Source organism: Paenibacillus spongiae (genome assembly GCF_024734895.1).
Classification (GTDB): domain Bacteria; phylum Bacillota; class Bacilli; order Paenibacillales; family Paenibacillaceae; genus Paenibacillus_Z; species Paenibacillus_Z spongiae.
On sequence record NZ_CP091430.1, the window covers coordinates 125105 to 147855 of the forward strand.

The window sequence follows — 22751 nt, forward strand, 5'->3', positions numbered from 1 at the left end:
TCGAATGCATTCCGAGGGATATTCTTGACAGTGGACAAAGGCTGTTTCTATAATTTAACTGAGAGCGCATTTGATTAGTCCGTAAACTAATTAAATTATGGGGAGTGAGACAAGAATGGATATGTCTAACATTCAACCCGAATGGAAAGTAGAGAAGATCGAGATTGCAACTCTTACGGGTGAGCGTGCAAGAAGCGCGGGTTCGAACGGCAGGATCGGAGATCACGGTAAAAATTGCTCCGTTCGTATCGCCCGAATTACGATTGACGGAGAGGTTGGCTTCGGTAGCACGGGGTTGTTGACGGAGAAATTGGCGGAAACCGTAGTCGGTATGAGGCTGGTGGATCTGTTCGATCCAAACGGCAGAGTGCTTGAACCATACCGAATCCCGCTCGAGTATCCGATTCTGGACTGGCTGGGGCGCAGACAGAATACCCCCGTATACGAATTGGTATCCGCTTTCAATCGGGAACCGGGTTCTCCGCTTGTTGTACCCTGTTACGATACTTCGCTTTATTTCGACGATCTGCATTTGCAGAATGACCGGGATGCGGTGGCGTTGATGAAAGAGGAAGCCGAGCAAGGAAGGTCCAAAGGCCATCGGAATTTCAAGATCAAAGTCGGCCGAGGCGGCAGACACATGCCGCTATGGGAAGGGACGAAGCGGGATATAGCGATCATTCATGGCGTTGCCGAGGTAGCCGGACCGGCGGGGCAGATTATGATCGATGCCAACAATGCCTATAATTTGAATTTGACCAAAGAAGTGCTGGCGGCCGCCGCAGACGTGAATCTGTACTGGATCGAAGAGGCGTTTCACGAAGACGATGCCTTGTATGCCGATCTGAAATCGTGGCTCCGTGAGCGCGGCCAAAACGTGCTCATTGCGGACGGAGAGGGGCTTGCGTCTCCCCATCTCGTCAACTGGGCGAAGAACGGCCTTGTCGACGTACTGCAATACGACATTATTTATCCGGGATTTACGCATTGGTTGGAGCTTGGCGCGCAGCTCGACCAATTGGGACTGCGTTCTGCGCCGCATTGCTACGGCAGTGCATACGGCATCTACGCGCTCGGGCATATTGCCGCTGCGATTAGGAATTTCGAGTTCGTCGAATACGATGACATTACGATCGAAGGCATGGACGCGTCCGCTTATCGGGTAGAGAACGGCCTGTTCCATGTCCCGGACAAGGCTGGCTTCGGTCTCGATTTTGACGAGGAACGGTTTGTAAGACAGGTTCTGGCAAACGGCTGGAGCCGTTAACGGCGAGTGGATACCGGTTGAATGGATGAAATAAATGCACCTGAGGCGCAAGGAAGGAGGGAGGAAGCTAGAGGGGGATACTGAGGATCGGTTGGATTGGATTTCTTACAGTGAGAATCCGGTGGCGCCGGGGGACGAGTAAGAGTTCAAGAGGCCGCGTCTGACGCGGATTTGGGGACTGTGACAGGTTGTTGGTTCGTGACCTGTTGCAGTCCTTTTTCGTTCCGCTTGTTCTAGCCATTGAGGTATGCCTTGCCTTGGCGGCCCTATGAAATCTCGCTAAACTAAAGGGAGGAACGATAAAAAGAAGGATACCCCCTCGTCCTAAGCGAAGATGATTATAAAATTGCAGAAAAAGGGGTTGGGAAAGTTGGACTGGAAAAAAGAAAGCACCATGTTTGACCAAACCGCCGATTATTATGATAAATACAGACCAAGCTATCCGCAAAAAGTAATGGATTCACTCGTAAGTGCTGCAAATATAACCGATAAGTCGGCTATTCTTGAGATTGGTTCGGGCAGCGGCAAAGCGACAGAATTACTCGTGCCATATCGTTGTCATATCCTTTGTGTGGAGCCCGGCTCGAATTTGGTTAGAGAAGGGAGAAGAAAATTCGCCAAGTATCCCTTTGTCCGATTTGAGGAATCGCGTTATGAAGAGTATGCTGCCAAAGGCACTTCGTACGATGTCATTTTCTCAGCGCAAGCATTCCATTGGATTCCGCAGCCGATCGGGTTCGAGAAATGTGCAGCTGCATTGATGGAAGGCGGTTATCTCGCATTAATATGGAATATGTATCTTACATATGACAATGAACTTGATCATGAGCTTGTAGCATTGTCCAATAAGTACGGCGGCTTTGCCGATTTTCTATCAGAGGATGGCTGCGAAAAAAGAATATCATCAGTAGCATCACAGATTGAGCATTCAGGGCTTTTCACAAAGCCGCAGATTGATCGCCACTTATGGAGTCAGGCGTATACGGCCGATGAATATTTTGGCTTTATGCTGACCGGAAATTTCTTTGTTCAGAAGTCAGAGGAAGAAAAGGAAGAAGCCTATCAAGACATATTGGCCTTAGCCGGCAAACACAATGGGGTTATTGAACGGCCTTATCTATCGGTGTTGTATTTATCGCAAAAAAAAGCAAGAAAATAAATCGCTTGCGGGTTTTCATTCAACAGCTTGCAAGCATCGATTGGCCTCACGATACGGCACATTCGTGCCATATTGACCATTTATTAAACCGAATGGTTGATAACTACGGAGTGTCAGGCTATAATCAACCACAAGGGTGAATATTACATGGATAATTTAGATCGCGTTTTTCATGCCTTGTCCGATCCTACGCGCCGGGAAATGGTTCAAATGCTCACGGAGCACGAGCATACGGTAACTGAATTGGCAGCGCCATTCAAGATGTCGCTGCAGTCCGCCTCCAAGCATATCAAGGTGCTGGAGGAAGCCCGGCTTCTTCAAAGGACGGTTCAAGGTCGGATACATATTTGCCGCCTCAATCCCGGATCGTTGGCCGCGGCCAGTGCATGGCTTCGCTTCTACGAACAGCAGTGGTCCAATCATTTTGACGTATTGGAACGCGAGCTGATGAAGCTGGATGCGGGACCGGAAGGAAATGACGCGCATTGAACAAGGAAAGGATGATCGCAATGTCCGACTTCTCCGTGACGACGTTAACGATGCATCGCCGATTTAGCTCGACACCCGATCGGGTGTTCGAGGCGTTCTTGAACCCGAATCTGCTCGTCAAATGGTTCATGACACGTGAGTTTTCCAATAAAGTTGTGAAGAACGAGCCCTATGTCGGCGGGACATGGGAAATCGTCGATCATCGTGACGGCGTGGATTACCGCGCGATCGGTCACTATCTCGAGATCGACCGTCCGCGTCGTCTGGTACTGACGTTCCAAATGCCTCAGTTCAGCGAGTCGACCGATACGATCACGGTAGAGCTCCAATCCGTCGAGGATGGCTGCGAAATGACGTTCACACAGGAAATCGTCGTACCGCACGAGGCGAATTGGACGCCGGAAGATGTCGCCAAGGCGCTTGCCGAGTACCACAGCGGCTCGGAGCATGGATGGAATCTTATGTTCCTCGGCCTGAAGGAAATCGTGGAAGGCTGAGGCTCTTCCAATCATTTCATCTCCGTAGGAGGATGATCGACATGAACTTGTTAGAGCATGAGATATAACTCCTTAGTCCAGCTATAAGAGGGCCTCCATATTTAACAGCTGTAAGATTGCGAATAATCAAATACTGCTGAATATTTGGAGGTCATGAGATGAAATTCGATAAACTATTTTTAGATCATATATCGAGCGCCCAGCATGACTTTTCCGGCTGGGATTTCGCTTATATTACCGGGACAGGCCGAATGGGGAGCCAACTGCTCTCCTGGTCATACGGCAGTATGGCAATCCCCCTTGTCCGGAAAGCCAAATCAATGTTGGATATGGGAACCGGGGGCGGAGAATTCTTGTCTATGTTGGGCCCTCTGCCTGAATGTGTATTCGCTACGGAGGGATACCTTCCCAATGTTCCGATAGCCAGACATAGATTAGAGCCTTTGGGCGTGAAAGTCGTACAGATCGAAGATGACTTCGACCTGCCGTTTGACGATGATCAATTTGATCTGATTCTGAACCAGCATGAATCGTATTCTCCGACAGAAGTGAGAAGGATTATTTCGGACGATGGCATTTTTCTTACTCAACAGTCCGGTGGGCTGGATTGCCGGGAAATCAATGAGGCCTTGGGCGTTCCGTTGAATGAAGAATTCCATCATTGGAATTTAGAGACGGCCGCCGAGGAGCTTATCTCGAACGGATTTGAGGTTCTGACAAGCAAGGAAGAATTCCCGATTCAACGGTTCTATGATGTAGGCAGCATCATTTACTATCTGAAAGCAATACCTTGGCAGGTTCCTGGATTCGAGCTTGATCCATACCTTGCCCCAATATACGAGATTCACCGGATCATCGAGAAAAAAGGCTTTTTTGACGTAAGTCAGCATCGATTTATTATAAAATCACGGCCTATTTAAAGTATGGGAGCCTTCTTATGCGGGAGGCTCCCCTTTTTTTGATACGAAGGCAATATTGTGGAGCTATATGCGAAGAACATGAAGAGAGCTTACGCCGGCCCGTATGCTGCTGTTGGGAAAGAACGATTATTAACGGTATTATATATGTGAGAAACCATCAGGGAGAGATATGATGAAAGCAGCCGATACACAAGTTTGGATTCAACAGTTCTACGATCAGCGCGGATGGTCGAATTACGGTCCGTTCGAAAGAATCGGATTTCTGACGGAAGAGGTAGGGGAAGCGGCAAGAGCTGTCAGGGCATTGGAGATCGGAAGGGACCGCCCGGATGAGCATCATAAATCCACAGACCGGTTAAAAGAGGATTTGGTGGAGGAGTTGGGGGATGTATTAGGCAACGTATTCATCTTGGCGAGCCTATACGATATCACAATCGAGGAAGTTCTGGAAGCACACAAAAATAAACTTAGCAAGCGATACGCCGAGAAATAGCGAGGATGCTGCCGCTCAGCTTGTTAATGAACCGTCTCAACTTAGGCGGGTGAGGGGAGTACAACGATGGAAGAGCGCATATTGCAGTTCCTTCATGAAACCTATCCGATTCATTGCGATCTGGTAGAAGCCGTAACCAATGAGATGTATCGCTGCCGCGCAGCAGAAGGCGGCTTTTTTGTACGCATAACGAATTACAAAACCGATCGGGAGCAGGCCGAAGAAGTTAACTGGGTGAACTTTTTATACCATGAGGGGATTGGGGTTCCGCAACCGATACCCTCACGAAAGGGTACATTCGTTGAAAAGGTCATGTTGGATGAAGAGAAGCTGGCGGTTGTATTTCAAGCTGCGCCGGGTATTCATTTGCCGCGGTCCCAGTGGAATTCCTCTATATTCCGAAAGCTGGGGCAGCAAATGGGCAGGATGCATCGCGCGTCCAGAGCGTATACGGAGCGTGAGGCGGCTGTATATATCAAAGATTGGCACGATAACGATGAGTATGATTTTCTGGCCCATATTCCAAGAGAAGAGACCGTTATCCGGGATATGGCCCGGGATGTTCTGGATCGTGTTAACAAGCTGCCGCGAGATCCGGATTATTACGGCATCATACACGGCGACTTGTGGCTCGAAAATATCCTTGTCGACCGCGACCACAAGCTAACGATGATTGATTTTCAAGATTGCGAAAAGCATTATTATGGATTCGACCTGGCTGTTCCCATCTATTCTGCACTGGAGTTCTCGTTCGCAGGCAAAGGAAATATAGGCGAGTATGCCCAGTCCATTGCCGGCGCTCTTATAGAAGGCTATCAAGAGGAGAACGATCTTCCGGCTGAGGTGCTGCAGCACATGCCGATTTTTATGAAGCTGAAAGAATTGTTTGAATACAATCTGATGCATATGTATTGGAATCGCGACGAACTAACCGAGGAGCAAGTCCGAATCATGAACCTATACCGCATTCGGATCGAACAAAACCACGTCATCAAAATTTAGCACATGTCCTCCAAGGCATTCCCGAGCATCTGAGCAGCGGCCTCAGATGCTCTTTATTTGCAGATCAGCTGTTTAAAATGGAAGCCAGCCTCTGAACCCCTACTAAAATCTTCTCCTCCGATCGGCGACCTGCGTCATCATGACGACCGCTGCTTTGGATACGTTGCAGCCAACGGCATTGATGGTCGCAAGAAAGCCCGTTACGGATGCCGTATTAATAATCGTGCCGCCATTCCCGAGTTCCTGCATTTTTTTTCGGGCGGCCTATTCTTCCCCGCGTTCATCGTGCATTAACCCAGTATCCGCTCCTTCCGGTATTCACCGGGGTTGATCCCTTCAAGCTTCTTGAACACCCGGCTAAAATATTTCTCGTCTTGGTAGCCGACCATTTCGGCGACCTGGGTGATGCGCAGGTGGGGATTGTGCAGCAGCAGTTTGGCCTTCTCGATCCGAATGCGGCTGAGGTAATCGAGAAGGGTGACCCCGTATTCCTGCTTGAATTTGCGTGCGACATACTCCCGGCTAAGGAAGAAGCGTGCGGCTACATCCTGGAGCGATATGTCCTCGAGATAATGGCTCTCCACGTATTTGGCGATATCCTGGATGAAAAAATGATTCTTCGCGTGCGCTTGGACGAGCGTCTTGGACGCCGCCTCCAGCCGCTCGATCATCTCCGCCTTCAGATTCTCCCAAGACAGCATCCCTTTCTCGTTCAGGGGCAGCGGAACGATCGTTTCCGCCTTGGCTTCTTCCCGCTCTTCCGCATGCTCCGCATTGACGGCTTCTCCCTCGATCCACTTCAGGAGCATCCAATCCCACTCCCCGTCCCATTGCATCAGCTGCTCCGGCGACACCAAACCCAATTGTTTGACGCCGGCAAGCCAGTTGTCCACGGCTGCTTGGATTTGCTCGCGACTGCCGCTCAGCGCGGCCAGTCGGAAAATCTCCTCGAAGGAGGCCAGGCGCGGCTGGCGTTTGGAAGACGCTCCGTCTTCCTCCTGATAGGGATGGAAGTGCCCGGGGGCGAGAAGATTACGTTTTTCGACCGCTCTGGAAGCTTCTCGATAACCGCGCTGCACTTCGCTTGGGAAGGCGTGCGATAGAGCGATCCCGAAATGAAAGCGGCGATGGAGCGTCAGATAAATGCCCTCGTTAATATCCCTCAATACGCTGCTGAAGCCGCTTGCATCGTCCCAGAAGAGAAGGACAAGCTCGCCGGGGCTGTTCAACTGACGGAAGGCGACCCCCCTTGACCGCAGCAGCTCGTTGCAGATATTGCTCAGCGTGAAGAAGAGCAGCTGATGCTGATTGTGAAACTTGGCCAGCAGCTTGCTGTCGATCTGCGAGACGGCCAGCACGGCCACGGAGCAGGAGACGGGCCCGGCAGGGAGGCGGAACTTCTCCAGCAGCTGATTCAGAAGCTCCCTGCGGCTTTGTCCCGTAACGAGGTCGGTCAACAGCTTGTCTGCATAGTGAGGCTTCATTTCATTCACTTCGATGCTCCGCCTGGTAAGCCGTTTCCGTTCCTCTTCCTCCTTGCGCCAGCAGTCCGCCGCTTTGCCCAGCGCTTCGTTCAGGGCGTCGGCCTTGACCGGCTTCAGAATATAGTCCATTCCGCCGTTGCGAATCACATGGCGCATCAATTCGAAGTCGTCGTATCCGCTGATGACGATCACTTTGATCCGCGGCATCTCGTCATGAAGCCAGGTCAGCAGCGCTGCACCGTCCTTGCGGGGCATGCGCATGTCGGTCAAGACGATCTGCGGGGCATGCTCCAGGATGGCCGTCACCGCATCTTCCCCGTCGGTCGCTTCCAGCACCTCGCGGATACCGAACCGGTCCCAGTCCGCGAGCAGATTGATGGCACTCCTTACGTGTTTTTCGTCGTCAACGATCAGGACCTTCATTTATGAATCCCCTCTCCAACGCATATTCAATGGTGATTTGCACGCCATGGGGCATGATGTTCCCGATATGGAGAACTGCCATGTCCGCAGAGTACAGCCGGAGCCTCATCAGCACGTTGCACAAGCCAATAGACGCCCTGTCCTCCATGTTGTTCTCTTCGTAATCGTCTTTCTGCGCCGAAAGCTCTTCTTGCAATTGCTTTAGCCTGGCCTCGGGAATGGAAGCGCCGTTGTTCTCGATCATGATAACGAGCCGATTCGGGGCCGTTACCCTGCTGCGAACCGACAGAAGGCCCCGGCCGAGGCGGGGATCCATGCCATGCTTGAAATAATTCTCGACCAAAGGCTGCAGCGTCATCTTGGGGATAACCGCGGTTAAGCTATCCGGCGCCAAGTCGAAAATATATTCGAACTGATCGTCGAACCGTTCCTTCTGCATGTTCAAGTAGAGCCTGACGTGATCGGCCTCCTCCTGCAGCGTCACCGTGGATTCGCCGCTGCGCATTTTGTAGCGCATCATTTCCGCCAGAGAGGAGATGAGATTATAGACTTGCGGCACTTTTTGCTGCAGGGCGATCGTTCCAATCGATTGCAGCGCATTGTACAGAAAATGCGGATCGATTTGCGCCTGCAGCGCCTGGAGCTGGTTCGTCTTATTGGCGAGCTCGAGCTTGTACTTCCGGAGAATCAGGTTATTGATCGTATCCATCATTTGCCTGAACCGGCGGGATAACGTGCCGATCTCGTCCTTGCTGTCGATCTTAATGTCGATATCCAGGCGGCCGGTCTGGATTTCGTTCATGTAACCGGCAAGCTGCTTAATCGGCCTCGTAATCCGGATAGAGATAAACAGCGTGCCCACGATGACGGACAGCAGCGCCAGAGCCGCGATAACCGCGTTAATCATCGTCAGCTCCGTAGACCTTCTGTAGAGGACACTGTGGGGCACTTGCTTGATCAGTGTCCACTTTGCAAAGGGAACATCGAGTTTCTCATAGACAAGGATGGCTTTATCCCTATCCATGGATCCCGAATTTCCGTCCGTTGTCTTCGCTGCGATGTCCGGATCCCCGATCGGCTTGCCGATCTCTTCAGGCTCGCCGCTGTAGATAACGATTCCGTTCTCATCCAGCAGGTACAGCTGTTCGTCGCCGGCATCGTAGAGCTGGTCGCAGATCGCCGCGATTCCCTCGAGATGAACGTCGATGGCCAGAATCGCCAGTTGGTCGGTGGAAGGGATGCGAACGATTGGCCGGAAGAACGTGAACACCTTCCTGTCCGGATTGTCGTTCGGTGAACGCGGGAAACCGTAGCTGTGCGCGGGATGCGGAGGCTCGGTGTCTGTCTGGTCCGTATCGTACAGACGCGCGCTCTCATATGGAGCGGGGCGGAAATTCCGTCTCGGCACGCTGTTCGTGATCAGCGTCGATTGATTCGTCATGAATGAATGCAGGTAGACCTGCCAAATATCAGGAAGCGAGTTCTGCAAATTTTGCAGCGTCGTGTAGATTTCGGCGGCGGCCTGGTAATCGTCCGGGCTTTTGGACAAATTAGTTAGGAAATGCGGGTCCGAATAGATGACAATCGAGGCCCGGTTGATATTGCTCAAATAGTTGACGAGATTCGTCTTGCCTTGGAATATGAGCCGCGCGTTCTCGCTCACCGACTGCTCCTTGATCGACTCCCGGGTGTGAATAATCGTAATAACTTGGGACAGGATCAGCGGAATGATTGTGACGGCCAGCATGAACTGGATCAGCCTTTTGCGTATGCTGTGAGACTTCATCGTAAATTCCCTCGCTTGCCACAACGGACGCCATGCAGATCAATATCGTACTCCTATCGGTTCACGATCGTCCGTTTTTTTCGATATGCGTATCCAGCATACTGAATAATAAGTAAAAAAGAAAATGTGTAAAGGGGAGAACGGGGATGAATTCCAAAAAGGCATCGCAACTGGCTCAACAGATCGTATTCGTCGGTCCCGCGCTCGTGTTTTTCACCTTGATCATGGTCATTCCGTTCCTGTTCGGGTTGTATTATTCGTTCACGGATTGGAACGGCGTATCGGGAGAAGCAGGCTGGGTCGGGTTCGATAACTATAAACAGATTTTCATGCATGACGACGCGTTTCGCGAATCGTTCTGGTTTACGGCGAAGTTCACGGTACTGGGCGTCGTCTTCACGAACGTTCTGGGCTTCGTGCTTGCGTACTTCCTGACGAAGCCGCTCAAGACCCGGAACGTGCTGCGGACGGTATTCTTCATGCCGAATGTTATCGGCGGCCTGCTGCTTGGATTCATTTGGCAGTTTATTTTCGTAAAAGGCTTCGCTGCCGTCGGCAGCACGACGGGAATATCCTTCTTTAACTTACCCTGGCTGGGGACGGAAAATACGGCGTTCTGGGCCATCGTCATCGTGTTTGTCTGGCAGACGGCCGGCTATCTGATGGTCATCTACATCTCGTCGCTGAACAACGTGCCCCGGGACATTCTGGAAGCGGCCGAAATCGACGGGGCCAGCCGGCTGCAAATTTTGCGCTCGATCATCATTCCGCTTATCATGCCGGCTGCGACGATATGTCTGTTCCTGGCGATCTCCTGGTCGTTCAAGATGTTCGACTTGAATCTGTCCCTGACCAAGGGCGGGCCGTTCGGTTCGACGGAATCGGTTGCGATGAACATCTATAACGAAGCCTTCTCCAAGAATAGATACGGGCTTGGCACCGCGAAAGCGATCATCTTCTTTGTCATCGTGGCGGTCATTACGAGCTTGCAAGTGAAGTTCACGAAAAGCAAGGAGGTTGAGGCGTAATGGACATCGCGAAAAAAAACCGGGCGGGAACGATCGCGACGGAACTGGTTATGATCGTTCTGGGAATTCTGTTCCTCGTTCCGTTCTACTTCTTGTTCGTGAATTCGGTGAAAAGCTTCGGCGATTTGCTCACGAACGCGGCCAGCCTGCCGAAATCGATCGAGTGGGGCAACTACTCGCGCGCTTTCGACATCACGAACTTTCCAACCGCGTTCCTGAATTCCTCCATCATCACGATCGTGAGCAACGTCCTGCTGGTTCTTATCAGCGCTATGGCGGCGCATCGCATGGTTCGCAGCAACAGCCGGTTTAATAAAGGTTTATTCTTAATGCTTGTTGCCGCGATGGTTGTGCCGTTCCAATCGATCATGATCCCGCTCGTCAAGGTTGCCAGCACCCTGGGGCTCATGAATAGCATTCACGGCATGATCATCTGTTACCTCGGATTCGGGGTGCCGATGTCCGTCTTCCTGCTTCACGGCTTCGTGAAGTCGATTCCGCAGGAGATCGAGGAGGCGGCGACGGTGGACGGCTCAAACGCCTACGGTGTTTTCTTTCGGGTCGTGTTCCCCCTCATGAAGCCGATGCTCGTGACGGTGTTCATCCTAAACACGCTCTGGATCTGGAACGACTATCTGCTTCCGTCGCTCATCCTGCAATCGGTGGAGCTGCAGACGATTCCAATCGCGACGTTTGCGTTCTTCGGACAGTACACGAAGCAGTGGGACTTGGCCCTGCCGGCGCTCGTGATGGGCGTCACCCCAATCATTGTCTTCTTCCTGTTCATGCAGAAATATATCATCGAGGGCATTACGCAAGGCGCAGTCAAGGGTTGACGAGAGGTCACTCCCGTCTACCTGTTTGATCAATATTCTGCCTATAAGTACGTTGATTGACCTTATACAATGAAAACGTAAGCAAGCCAACAAGAGAAGTAAAGGGGAGGCACCACCATGAAGAAGTTGAACTTCAAGATGACAGTCGTTCTGCTGCTCGCGTTCTCGCTCGTCTTGTCCGCATGCGGCTCCAAACCATCGAACAACGGAGATACTGCGGCTAACGGCGGCGGCTCGCAAGAAACGAAAACGATCAAGATTTTCCAATTCAAAGTCGAGATCGCCGAAGCGCTTAACCGCCTGAAAGCGGAGTATGAGAGCACGCACCCGGGCATCAAGCTGGACATTCAGACAGTGGGCGGAGGCGCGGATTACGGCGCGGCATTGAAAGCGAAATTCGCTTCGGGCGAAGAACCCGACATCTTCAACAACGGCGGATACAGAGAATTTGAGACTTGGATCGACAAGCTGGAGGACCTGTCCGATCAACCGTGGGTCGCGGATGCATTGGACGTTGCGAAAGAACCGATGACCAAGGACGGGAAAATCTACGGACAACCGATGAACCTGGAAGGGTACGGCTTCGTATACAATAAAGACCTGTTTGCCAAAGCGGGCATCACGGAAGTGCCTAAGACGCTATCCCAGCTGGAGGAAGCGGCGAAGAAACTGCAGGAAGCGGGCATTACGCCGTTCGCCAACGGTTACCAGGAGACGTGGATTCTCGGCCTGCATTCGTTAAACGTGGCATTCGCGCATCAGAAGGATCCGGACGCGTTCATTAAAGGGCTGAACGAGGGCACGGAGAAAATCCCGGGTAACGCGGCGTTCCAAGAGTGGATCAAGCTGGTCGACCTGACGTTGAAATACGGCAACAAAAACCCGCTGACAACGGACTATAACACCGAAATGACGATGTTCGCCAATGGCGAAGCCGCAATGACTCAACAAGGCAACTGGACGCAAGTGCAGATCAACGGCATCAACCCGGATCTGAACATCGGCATTCTGCCGATGCCAATCAACGAGAACGCGGACGATAACGATAAGCTGTTCATCGGCGTGCCGAACAACTGGGTCGTCAACAAGAACTCACCGGTGAAAGCGGAAGCGAAGGAATTCCTGAACTGGCTCGTAAGCTCCGATGCCGGCAAGAAATATATCACCAAGGAATTCAAGTTCATTCCGGCATTCAAGAGCATCGAAGCGACGAACGAGGACCTGGGCGATCTTGGAGCCGAAGTCGTGAAGTACAGCCAGGAAGGCAAGACGCTGAGCTGGAACTTTAACAAGTTCCCGGACGGCGGCATGAACGAGTTCGCAAACCAGATCCAAGCGTATTTCGCGGGCAAGTCCGATGCGAACCGCTTGTTGGAGGATCTGCAGAAGGCATGGGACAGCCTAAAGACAACGAAATAATAGCAGGCTAGGATGAGAGGCGGACTCCGGTTAACGGTGGACGCCTCTTTCCATTTCAATAGGGAGGGGACGGACACATCCTACATATTTCGATTATCCGGAATAACAAACGACACGGTCGTTCCTTCGCCGGGCTTGCTGACGATAGACAAGCCTTGGCCGTATAATTGCATCAATCGCCGGTGCGTATTGGCAATACCGATCCCGCCCTTGCCCTTCATGGTCGGATTCAGCAGCTGAATGACCTTCTCCTGTTCCATCCCCTTGCCGTTATCCTTGACTTCAATAAGCGTGAAGCCGTCCCGGCGGGCAATCCGAATATGAACCGTACCGCCTTGATTCCGGCTGAGGAGGCCGTGTCTGACGGCATTCTCGATCAGCGGCTGAATCGTAAGCGGAGGGAGGAGCAGGCTGATGCCGGGCTCAACCTCCCATACGACGGATAGCCTGTCCTCGAACCGAACCTGCTCGATATGCAAATACGCTTTGGCAAGCTCCAGTTCATGCGAGAGCTCGACCAGCTCCCCTGTATTAAGAAAATCGAAGCTGATCCGCAAGTAAGAAGCGAACGCATACCCCAGATCCCGCATCCGGTCCGTATCGATATCGCTAAGCGCCATAATGGAATTCAGCGTGTTGAATAGAAAATGAGGATGGATTTGAGCCTGAAGATAGGCGGCTTCCATACGCAAACGTTCATGGATGGACTGCTTCAGCGCGGTCAGCGCCCGGATCCGGTATTTGAGCTCAAGCGCATCTACGGGCTTGGTTACATAATCATTGGCTCCCGACGAGAATCCGGTATAGATGTCGGCCGGCTGGCTGCGCGCGGTCAGCAGCAGCACCGGAAGCTCGGATAGGGAATAATGCTCCCTGACCCGCTGCGTTAGCTCGTAGCCGGACATGTGGGGCATCATGACATCGGCAATCAGCAGATCCCATTGCCTGGTATCCAGCAAAATCAGCGCTTCGCGGGCGGATTGGGCCGTTGTAATGGTATACGGTTCCGTCGATAGAATGCCGACTAACACATTGAGGTTGACAGGGTCGTCATCAACGGCAAGAATATGCATCTTCCGCTCATTCAGCAGCGGCGGAAGATTTGCAGCGGCAGCCATTTCCCCGATTGCAGCCCCGGGAATCATTAATCCGGCGAAGGCTTCTTCCGCTCCGTCCGTTGCATTCGGACGACGAAGCGGGTGCTGCGGCAGCGGAATAGCGATAGATCCGCTAAAGGCAGATCGAAGTTGAATACGGAGCCCTTGCCCGGTTCGGAGCGAACGGTTAAGGCGCCGCCATGCAATTCGACCAGCTGCTTGCAGATGCTTAAGCCAAGTCCGATCCCCCGCCCGTCGCTTATTCCATTAGCCCCTTGCTCGTACGGGAGAAACGCGCGTGCCTGTGTTTCCTCGTTCATGCCGACTCCGGTATCGGAGACACGGATGACGGCCCGCCCGCGCCGAGTTTCAGCGGAAACGGAGACGGTTCCTTCCTCTGTATACTTAAGGGCGTTATGTATCAAGTTGTACAAAATTTGCACGAGCCTCTTCTCATCCGTCATTACCGGCGGCATCGATTCCGCGATATCCATGGTCAGCCGGACAGGCTTGCCTTCTGTCATGAAATTCAGCATGCCGATTACGCCGGGAGCGATGGATTGAATCTTTAAAGGCTCTTGCTGCAGGATAATGCGCTGTTCCCGGAGCCGTGCCGCATCGAGAAGATCGCCGAGCATATGCGACATGCGGCGGCTTATTGTGACAAGCAGCTCCATGTCCTTCAGGCTTCTCGCGGTCATTTTCCCTTTCTCTTTCGTTGCGACGGTTTGCGCGATATTCATGATTCCGTGCAGCGGCGTCCGCAGTTCATGCGACGTATTGGCGAGAAATTGGTCCTTCAGCTTGTCGGCTTTCTTTAATTGCTCGTTCAGCATGGCGTTTTCTTTGGTATGACGGAAGTATTTCTTAAACCAGTACGCAGAGAAGCCGATGATGGCCGCAATTCGATCTATAGGATAGTACACTTCGATAACGGATTGATGCCTATTGAATATGTGCCAGAACACGCCGGACAGGATGCTGGCCGCGGACAGCAGCAGGAAGATCATGTCTTCGTCGGTCTGGTTCTCGTCGGTCTGGTTCTTGAAGAACATGGTGCCGATGGTCCAAATAAGGCAAGCGAACGGGAACAAATAGAAGAACGCATAAATGCCCAGTTCGATCGATCCGTGCACCCATGGCGCGCTTGCCGCCAGTAGAAATCCGGAATAGGCAGCGAGCGCCGCCGTATATAGGCGGAGCCACCCGTTCTTCAGCGAAATCGTATAGAACCTTCGGAAGATAGCGAGGATCAAGAAGGATTGCCACACGTAAACGAGCAGTTTGATCTTGAGCGCCCACGTGTAATTGATCGATAGCCACACCAAAAGCAAGTTGTCGTAATCGGACACGATAATGAATCCGGCCGTGAGCGCAAACAGAACGAATAGGAGCAAAGCTCTCTCCCGGGGATTAAACAGGTAGAGAATGCCGGCATACAGAGCGTGAAGCAGCAGGATGATAAACGAAGCAAGCTGAAACCCGATGGAATACCAGCGAACGTAATCGATCGCGGCCTGAGAGCCGAACCGGAGAGAGCTCAGGATCCCGCCATTATAAGGGTTATCGAAGTTAGCCGTGCGAATTAGCACTTCGATCTCTTCCGTGCCTTTACCCGAGTAGGAGGCGGTGAAAGAGATTTTTCTGGGCGTATACTCGCCGGCGCTTGCGGCAGGCATTCCAATAGGCCCCTCGGATAGCCCGTTTATCTCTACGTTGGTGGAGGCTTCGATCCCTTGGAGCCATAACGCGACGGGCTGCTCCAGCGGATCGACTAGAATACGCAGCCGGTATGTTCCGTACCCGTAGGAGGAATCCGAGCCCTCCGCCAGCCCGCTGCTCCAGTCTCCCGGAACCTGGACATAGCTTGATTGATTTTCCGATCGCGATAGATCCGGATAAGTAATGAATTGTTCAGGGTAGAACTGCCACTGCCCGTCCAGCGAGACGGTGGAAGTATTGTCAAAGTCCCATCCGCGCATGTCGAGTACGCCATTGACCGCACGGGGATGTTCCTTTGTATCAAAGATTTCGGACCAACCCCACCGCAGGCCGATGAGAACGCCAAGAAATAAAAGAATGATAGCTGCATATTTAAGAGCGGTTGTAGGTTGATTTCGCATCATACGAGGAAATTCGACACAATCTGCGTTTATCCTTTTCATTAATGGCCTGAATATCATCTTCGCGAGGTACGTTGATTCTCTTAGGGGTATTCATGACTGGTTGAACATCGGCGGGGTGGAAAGGGAATAAATTGAAGGGAAATCGAATGGGGTATGGAAATGGTTAATATGGAGTGTCTGAAGGGAGAATGGCTGCCGGAGTGACGCAGCGGTAATCGGGCAGGCCCCTTGAAGATTTTTTTTGTTCTACGATGTCGATTCCGCGGCCGCTTATTCGTCGTCTAGATAGGAGCGAGATTCCCGGGCAGGCGAACACGGATATCGGTTCTCCATTATGAATACAGGAGGCGGTATGTATGCGATTTATGATGATTGTCAAAGGCACGAAGGATTCGGAAGCGGGCATTATGCCCAGCACGGAGCTGCTTGAAGCCATGCTGCGGTATAACGAAGAACTGGCCAAGGCCGGCGTGCTGCTTGCCGCCGATGGACTGCACGCAAGCTCGCAGGGGATACGGATCTCTTACCCGGAACCCGGAGGCAAGCCGAAAGTAACGGACGGCCCGTTCGCGGAAGCGAAAGAAATCATAGCCGGGTATACGCTGATTGAGGTCAAATCCAGGGAAGAAGCCATCGAATGGGCGCTGCGCATGCCGGATCCTCACGGCTTCGGCGAAGGGGAGATCGAGCTCCGCCAGATTATCGACGCAGCGGATTTGACGCAGAACCCGGAGACGCTGGCGATGGAAGCCGCGCTTCGTGAGAAGATGGAGGGGACCCGGAAACCGTGAGCGGCTCCTCCGTCCAGCGGACGATCGATGCCATCTGGCGCATCGAATCGGCCAAGCTAATCGCCGGACTGGCGCGGATGGTCCGCGACGTCGGCCTCGCGGAGGATCTTGCGCAGGACGCGCTCGTCATCGCATTGGAACGGTGGCCGGTCACCGGTATACCGGACAATCCCGGTGCTTGGCTGATGACAACGGCGAAGCGCCGCGCCATCGATCAGATCCGCAGGAGCAAGCTGCGCGAGCAGAAATACGAGGAACTCGGACGCGGCAGCGATCTGTATACCGAAGACGACATCGATATGGCGCTGGATGGCGAGGTTGAAGACGATCTCCTCCGGCTGATCTTCACGACCTGCCATCCCGTCTTATCCCAGGAGGCGCGTGTAGCATTGACGCTGCGGCTGCTCGGCGGGCTCACAACCGATGAAATCGCCCGCGCTTTCCTTCTTGCGGAATCGACCATCGCGCAGCGGATCGTCCGGGCGAAGCGGACGCTCAGCGCCTCGAAGGTTGCCTTCGAGGTGCCTGCCGGCGAAGAGCTCAAGCAACGCCTGTCGACCGTGCTTGAAGTGATCTATCTGATGTTCAATGAGGGGTATGCTGCAACTTCGGGTGACAGCTGGATGCGCCCGATGCTGTGTCAGGAGGCGCTCAGACTCGGACGCATTCTGGCGGAAATCGCGCCTGCGGAGCCGGAGGTTCACGGCTTGGTTTCCTTAATGGAGATCCAATCGTCCCGGTTCCGGACCCGGGTGAACGCTGCGGGGGAACCCATCCTGCTTATGGATCAGAACCGCGCATTATGGGATCATCTGCTGATCCGCCGCGGCTTGGCCGCTCTCGAACGCGCCCGGAAGCTGGGGCGTCCGCTCGGTCCTTATGCGCTGCAAGCTGCCATATCCGCATGCCATGCGCAGGCCCGTACCGCATCAGAGACCGATTGGGCGCGTATTGCCGCCCTGTACGAAGCCTTGTCGCGCGTCATGCCGTCGCCTATCGTGGAATTGAACCGCGCGGTGGCGATCGCCATGGCCTTCGGCCCGGCATTTGGTCTTCAACTCGTCGATGAGCTGGTCGCCGAACCGTCGCTCAAGGACTATCACCTGCTGCCAAGCGTTCGCGGCGATCTGCTGGTCAAGCTGGGCCGTACCGGCGAAGCCCGCGAAGAGTTCGAACGCGCCGCATCGCTGACGCGCAATGCAAGGGAGCGCGGGCTTCTGCTTAAGCGCGCCGCGGAATGCGCTGCGAGCGAATCGGGCGACTGCGATCAGCAAGGCATCGATGCGTGACCGCCAACCCAACCCATGCCGCTGCGCAGGCAGAATGTTCTTCCGATCGCTGTTGTTCCCGAATTTCTTGAATGATACAAGTAGGTTGAAATTCAGGAACATAGGCGACCGCTATCGCTTCTCCAGGACCATTTTTCCTGCTCCGCTCGATGTTACGTTTCTCGTTCCGCCTATATAATCGCGAATGGACCGTTGTCCATTCGCGTTTTTTTATTTTTCATTTCACCTCATGTCGATTATGGCGTCTCCCGTTCGTCGTTTGTATAGAGGCGGGTTAGCGCGCAGCCTCAGTCTCAATTGAATCGGGAGGGAACGTGGGTGCGGTATATATTGATGGTCAAGGCCACCGGACATTCTGAAGCCGGCGTGAGGCCCAGCCGGGAGTATCGGGAGGCGATGACTGCCTACAAGGAGTCGCTGGACAAATCCGGCGTGCTTCTCGCAGCGGAAGAGCTGCAGCCGAGCGCAAGCGGGGTGCGGATTACCTATCCGGCGCACGGCGGCAAGCCGAAGGTGACGGTCGGACCTTTTGCGCGGGAGAAGGAGCTGGTTGCAGGCTACATCTTGATGGAGGTGAGCTCAGAAGAAGAAGCGGTCGAGTGGGCAATGCGCATGCCGCATCCGAGCGTCTTCAGCGGGGGCGAAGTCGAGCTCCGTCAGCTCATCGAGGATGCGAATCCGCCGCAAGCTCCGCATACGCGGTTCTTGGAGGCTGATCTGCGGGACCAAATCGATATGCTCAAAAAAAGTTAAACTTTTTTATTCGTATCTGTCGATTCCGTCATGGCCCGTTCGTCGTGTTTATAGAGGTCAAGATTTAATCTAATGTCCGCAAGTGTTACAATCGAAAATTCCGATTGTCACTTGCCGGCAAAACAAACCCAATGGAAAGGTTGATGAAGAATGGGAGCACAGCTTACCCCTTATTTGATGTCGGAGAATGCAAGAGCGCAGGCGGAATTTTATAAGCAAGCATTGGGAGGAGAAATCGGGTCCGTTCTTACGTTCGGTGAAACCCCGGGAGCGCCCGAAGCGATGAAGGATAAAGTCATGCATATGGTTTTGACGGTTGCGGGAACCAATACCCTGTTTCTGTCCGATTCCTTCGAACCGGTACCTGGCAGCAGAAGCCTTAATTTATCGTTATCGTACGGCAGCGAAGCCGAAGCCCGCACGGCCTATGCGAACCTTGGGGAGGGCGGCGAGTTCAAGCATCCGTTCGATCGTCAGCCGTGGGGGGCCTATTATGGCGAAGTCGTGGATCAATTCGGCGTCACGTGGATGATCGTCACGCAATAAGAACGGCACATTCATTTTACACAACAAAGGAGCAGCGGTATATGAACCAGGAAGTAACAGATTTCATTGAAGCGGTAAAGGAGCCTTGGCAAGGGGAGCTGTGCTCCCGCCTGCGCGAGGTTGTTCACGGGGCGGTTCCGGACGTCCAGGAGCGCATCCAGTACAAGAAGCCTCATTTTTTGAAAAATGGGAAATACGCCGCCGTGATCTCAACGTCGAAAGACGCGGTCAGCTTTACGATCTTTAATGCGGGCGGGCTATCGCTCCCGGAAGGATTGTTCGACGGTCCCCCGGAAAGAAAGACGATCAAGCTGCGGCAAGGGCACACGGCCGATCGCGATCAGCTGTCCTCGCTGGTTAGCCAAGCTGCCTCCGGATTGTAAAGATACGCTGAAGCTGAAGTCGGCAAGCTGTCTTGAAGTGCGCTGGAGTGAATGCCATTGAAGAGTTGGAATCCCGCGAGGGATACTGGTTGCAGGGCTGTAACAGGCTGCCGGAAGGTATGCTGTTACGGCCCTCTTTGGGCATTCATTGAGTGCCGCCACTAAGCTAGTAAGTATTATACTCATGCAAAGCTTCGCCGCACGCTGGGGGCTGCGAACGGTGTGCAGAAGCAGACCGCTGTTGTATGAATCGATCGCCGCGGCCGCGGATGATACCATGCTTATGGACATAGGTTCCGTTAGCGAAGTTATCAAGAACGTTTTGCGAGTGTTGCGGACATGAGAGCCTTTATAGGAGACAAAGCGTCCCCGAATTGCAGTTAATAAAGCGAATAACGGATTGTATGTCCGCAACCGTCGCCAATCGGCTGAAATTCGGCGAATAACGGATCGTATGTCCGTAACTCTCTCAAGGTCGTCTTGTTCGACTTGCGCGCACACCACGTGGTGGACCGCAATCATGCAAAGCCACACCGTGCGCTGGGGACTGCGCGCGATGCGCAAAAAGTTCAGCGTATCCTTGTTCGTCCTTGTGCGCGGCGGAATCATCCAGATGAAGGTTTAGGAGGCATGATACAAGGGTCAGCCCGCATGGGTGAAAAAGCGGCGGTTCGTCTTACAACCGGGGATCAGTGCATAGCGATAGATAGATACAGAGCCAAGCGAGGCATGACCTCCTTGGCTCTGTATTTTTTGCACGGCCAGGAGATTTGCCGACTAGCTTCATGAATGATCTTGTGAATGTCCAGTTACGGCTATAACCGGCCTGATCTGCCATTTCTTTATACGTTAAACCCCGAATTTCATACTTGAATTAGCGGGGGTTACTGTATAATTCAGGTAGGGAAGCGAATAACGACAAGGAGTTGGGCAGGAGTGGGAGAGCGGATTAAGACGGGAATTATCGGCTTGGGCGGTCGCGGCATGGGGCTGCTTACGCAAATCATTCTTAAGATGCCGGATGTTGAGGTAGCCGCCGTATGCGATCTATACGCGGACAGAGGGGAGCAGGCTGCAGACCAGGTCGAGAAGGCGCAGGGATACCGCCCCGTCGTGACGACGGATTATACGGAGGTATTGGCCATTGCCGAGATCGACGCTATCGTAATTAGTGCATCATGGGCCGCTCATATGGATATTGCGATCGCTTCGATGGAAGCTGGCAAATATGTGGCCAGTGAGGTAGGCGGGGCTTATTCCGTTCAAGAATGCTGGCGGTTGGTCGAAGCCTATGAACGAACCAAGGTGCCGTGTATGATGATGGAGAACTGCTGCTATGGCCGGGAAGAGCTTATGGTGCTTAATATGGTTAAGCACGGCGTATTTGGGGAGATCGTGCACTGCGCAGGCGGATACCATCATGATCTGCGGGATGAAATCGCTTACGGCAGTGAGAATCGGCACTATCGGTTAAACAATTATATTCACCGGAATTGCGAGAATTATCCGACCCATGAGATCGGGCCCATTGCCAGGGTACTAGGGATCAATCATGGGAACCGGATGGTATCTCTGGTGTCCATGGCCTCCAAGGCCAAAGGATTGCAGGAATATATCAAGAGAGAGAAAGGCGAGCATTCCGAGCTGGCCAAGACGGATATTATGCAGGGCGATATCGTAACGACGATTATCAAATGCGCCCACGGCGAAACGATTACGATAACGCTCGATACGACGCTCCCGAGGTATTATTCCAGAGGCTTCACGGTAAGAGGGACAAAGGGAATGTACGCGGAGGAGAATCTTTCGATCTATATCGATGGCATGCATGATCAGCACCACTTCGACTGGAAAGGCCAATGGGGCAATGTAGAAGGCTTCCGGGAAAAATATGACCACCCTCTCTGGAAAAAATACATCGAGGAAGGCGTTAAGGGAGGCCATGGCGGCATGGATTGGCTCGTATTCGAAGATTTCTTCGATAGCGTAAGAAAGAGGACGCAAACGCCTATCGACGTCTATGATATGGCTTCCTGGATGTGCATCTCTGCATTATCCGAGGATTCGATCGCGATGGGCGGCCATCCGGTCGCTATACCCGATTTTACCAATGGCAAATGGATGAATCGTTAGGAGGAGCTTTCGTTTGAACTTGAAGCAATTGTGCGAAGGGATCAAGCTGGATCCGGACGCTCGGCAGATTTTATATGATTATCAAATGGATGAACCGCAGTATCAAGCCTGCAAGAAGCAATTTTACGCCAACCGTTACGCCTTTTTTGAGAAGGTAAAGCAGACTGCAGGCTACCGGCAGCTGTTCTTGTATTTATACGCAAGGTTTGCGGCAGATGTCCATGAAGAGTACCGGCTCCGGGGGATCGACGATGAGATCTACTTCGATACCTTCTCGGATATTCAGATCTGGTGCTTAACCTGCAAACGGGATTATGGCGAGTATGGCATCGAAGAGTACCACTGGCTGCAGGAGCATATTCAGCTTCGATTATTCCGCTTGGGCCGTCTGCAATTTCAACCTTCTGCCTTGGAGCGCACGCTGGAAGTGGACGGAAGGACCGTATTTAAGAATCAAATCGTACTCAATGTACATATTCCGTCCGGCGAGTCGTTGGAGTCCCGGAGCGTTGAGGAATCCTTCGAACGGGCACGAAGCTTCTTCAGAGGGATAACGCCTGTTTTTACTTGCCATTCATGGCTGCTGTATCCGGGATTAAGCGAAGTCCTGCCGCAGGGCTCGAATATCCTGCAATTTCAGAAGGAATTCATCATCTATGAGACCGATTGCGAGTCCAATCAGGCGGAGCAGCGCATATTCAATCAACCTCGCTCCGACCGCTCCCAATACGAAGAGCACACCACCCTGCAGCGGTCGGCCAAAGCATATCTCCTGGCGGGCAACAAGCTGGGCAACGGTTCTGGAATCAAAATGAATCCAATCGGTTAGG

General features: G+C 52.8%; 22 protein-coding genes. 17 read left to right on the plus strand and 5 right to left on the minus strand.

Going from position 1 to position 22751, the window contains the following annotated elements; translation table 11 throughout:
- The first annotated feature begins 115 nt into the window (after positions 1-115).
- The 7 genes from L1F29_RS00595 (at position 116) to L1F29_RS00625 (ending at position 5827) form a co-directional block, all read left to right on the plus strand.
- The gene (locus tag L1F29_RS00595; protein ID WP_258386489.1) at positions 116-1267 is read left to right on the plus strand and encodes an enolase C-terminal domain-like protein; all 1152 of its coding nucleotides are present in this window, start codon (positions 116-118) and stop codon (positions 1265-1267) included.
- A gap of 370 nt (positions 1268-1637) precedes the next feature.
- Positions 1638-2426, plus strand: a complete 789-nt coding sequence (locus tag L1F29_RS00600) for a class I SAM-dependent methyltransferase (protein ID WP_258386490.1) — start codon at positions 1638-1640, stop codon at positions 2424-2426.
- A 147-nt stretch (positions 2427-2573) separates the two neighbouring features.
- Positions 2574-2915 carry an ArsR/SmtB family transcription factor gene (locus tag L1F29_RS00605; RefSeq protein ID WP_258386491.1) on the plus strand — a complete coding sequence of 114 codons (342 nt, stop codon included), beginning with the start codon at positions 2574-2576 and terminating at the stop codon, positions 2913-2915.
- Between the two features lie 20 nt (positions 2916-2935).
- Complete coding sequence (locus tag L1F29_RS00610) at positions 2936-3412, plus strand: SRPBCC family protein (RefSeq protein ID WP_258389562.1); 477 nt, start codon at positions 2936-2938, stop codon at positions 3410-3412.
- A 158-nt stretch (positions 3413-3570) separates the two neighbouring features.
- Positions 3571-4332: a methyltransferase domain-containing protein gene (locus L1F29_RS00615; RefSeq protein ID WP_258386492.1), complete on the plus strand. Its 762-nt coding sequence runs from the start codon at positions 3571-3573 to the stop codon at positions 4330-4332.
- Between the two features lie 172 nt (positions 4333-4504).
- Positions 4505-4825: a MazG nucleotide pyrophosphohydrolase domain-containing protein gene (locus L1F29_RS00620; protein ID WP_258386493.1), complete on the plus strand. Its 321-nt coding sequence runs from the start codon at positions 4505-4507 to the stop codon at positions 4823-4825.
- 66 nt (positions 4826-4891) lie between these two features.
- Positions 4892-5827 carry a phosphotransferase enzyme family protein gene (locus L1F29_RS00625; RefSeq protein WP_258386494.1) on the plus strand — a complete coding sequence of 312 codons (936 nt, stop codon included), beginning with the start codon at positions 4892-4894 and terminating at the stop codon, positions 5825-5827.
- Between the two features lie 102 nt (positions 5828-5929).
- Here the strand turns inward: L1F29_RS00625 and L1F29_RS00630 are convergent, their stop codons facing one another.
- From L1F29_RS00630 to L1F29_RS00640, 3 genes are read right to left on the minus strand one after another with little or no spacing between them, the layout of a single operon-like run.
- Complete coding sequence (locus L1F29_RS00630; protein ID WP_258386495.1) at positions 5930-6076, minus strand: hypothetical protein; 147 nt, start codon at positions 6074-6076, stop codon at positions 5930-5932.
- 41 nt (positions 6077-6117) lie between these two features.
- Positions 6118-7734 carry a response regulator transcription factor gene (locus L1F29_RS00635; RefSeq protein WP_258386496.1) on the minus strand — a complete coding sequence of 539 codons (1617 nt, stop codon included), beginning with the start codon at positions 7732-7734 and terminating at the stop codon, positions 6118-6120.
- Positions 7715-9520, minus strand: a complete 1806-nt coding sequence (locus L1F29_RS00640) for a cache domain-containing sensor histidine kinase (protein WP_258386497.1) — start codon at positions 9518-9520, stop codon at positions 7715-7717. Before L1F29_RS00640 ends, L1F29_RS00635 begins: the two co-directional genes overlap by 20 nt.
- 146 nt (positions 9521-9666) lie before the next feature.
- On the opposite strand from L1F29_RS00640, the gene L1F29_RS00645 reads away from it, so the two are divergent.
- The 3 genes from L1F29_RS00645 (at position 9667) to L1F29_RS00655 (ending at position 12803) form a co-directional block, all read left to right on the plus strand.
- Entirely contained in the window at positions 9667-10548 is an 882-nt protein-coding gene (locus L1F29_RS00645) for a carbohydrate ABC transporter permease (RefSeq protein WP_258386498.1), read from the plus strand.
- Positions 10548-11384, plus strand: a complete 837-nt coding sequence (locus L1F29_RS00650; RefSeq protein ID WP_258386499.1) for a carbohydrate ABC transporter permease — start codon at positions 10548-10550, stop codon at positions 11382-11384. Before L1F29_RS00645 ends, L1F29_RS00650 begins: the two co-directional genes overlap by 1 nt.
- A 117-nt stretch (positions 11385-11501) precedes the next feature.
- Positions 11502-12803 (plus strand): ABC transporter substrate-binding protein, encoded by a 1302-nt coding sequence (locus L1F29_RS00655; RefSeq protein ID WP_258386500.1) that lies wholly within the window; start codon positions 11502-11504, stop codon positions 12801-12803.
- An 80-nt stretch (positions 12804-12883) separates the two neighbouring features.
- On the opposite strand, the gene L1F29_RS34155 is transcribed toward L1F29_RS00655, so the two are convergent.
- Both L1F29_RS34155 and L1F29_RS34160 read right to left on the minus strand, forming a co-directional pair.
- The gene (locus L1F29_RS34155; protein WP_309252368.1) at positions 12884-13948 is read right to left on the minus strand and encodes a response regulator; all 1065 of its coding nucleotides are present in this window, start codon (positions 13946-13948) and stop codon (positions 12884-12886) included.
- Entirely contained in the window at positions 13948-15882 is a 1935-nt protein-coding gene (locus L1F29_RS34160) for a sensor histidine kinase (protein WP_309252369.1), read from the minus strand. Before L1F29_RS34160 ends, L1F29_RS34155 begins: the two co-directional genes overlap by 1 nt.
- 500 nt (positions 15883-16382) lie before the next feature.
- Between L1F29_RS34160 and L1F29_RS00665 the strand changes: the two genes are divergently transcribed.
- The 7 genes from L1F29_RS00665 to L1F29_RS00695 all read left to right on the plus strand — a co-directional run bounded on the left by L1F29_RS00665 (position 16383) and on the right by L1F29_RS00695 (position 22750).
- A complete protein-coding gene (locus L1F29_RS00665; RefSeq protein WP_258386501.1) occupies positions 16383-16817 on the plus strand; it encodes a YciI family protein in 435 nt (144 codons plus the stop codon).
- Positions 16814-18106, plus strand: coding sequence for an RNA polymerase sigma factor (locus L1F29_RS00670; RefSeq protein ID WP_258386502.1), 1293 nt, complete (start codon positions 16814-16816; stop codon positions 18104-18106). Before L1F29_RS00665 ends, L1F29_RS00670 begins: the two co-directional genes overlap by 4 nt.
- Before the next feature lie 318 nt (positions 18107-18424).
- Entirely contained in the window at positions 18425-18859 is a 435-nt protein-coding gene (locus tag L1F29_RS00675; protein ID WP_258386503.1) for a YciI family protein, read from the plus strand.
- A gap of 150 nt (positions 18860-19009) precedes the next feature.
- Complete coding sequence (locus L1F29_RS00680; protein WP_258386504.1) at positions 19010-19405, plus strand: VOC family protein; 396 nt, start codon at positions 19010-19012, stop codon at positions 19403-19405.
- 41 nt (positions 19406-19446) lie between these two features.
- On the plus strand, positions 19447-19788 hold the full coding sequence (locus tag L1F29_RS00685) for a DUF1801 domain-containing protein (RefSeq protein WP_258386505.1): 342 nt from the start codon (positions 19447-19449) through the stop codon (positions 19786-19788).
- A gap of 936 nt (positions 19789-20724) precedes the next feature.
- Positions 20725-21921: a Gfo/Idh/MocA family protein gene (locus tag L1F29_RS00690; protein ID WP_258386506.1), complete on the plus strand. Its 1197-nt coding sequence runs from the start codon at positions 20725-20727 to the stop codon at positions 21919-21921.
- Positions 21922-21934: 13 nt separating this feature from the next.
- Positions 21935-22750, plus strand: a complete 816-nt coding sequence (locus L1F29_RS00695; RefSeq protein WP_258386507.1) for an acyltransferase domain-containing protein — start codon at positions 21935-21937, stop codon at positions 22748-22750.
- Position 22751: the final 1 nt, after the last annotated feature.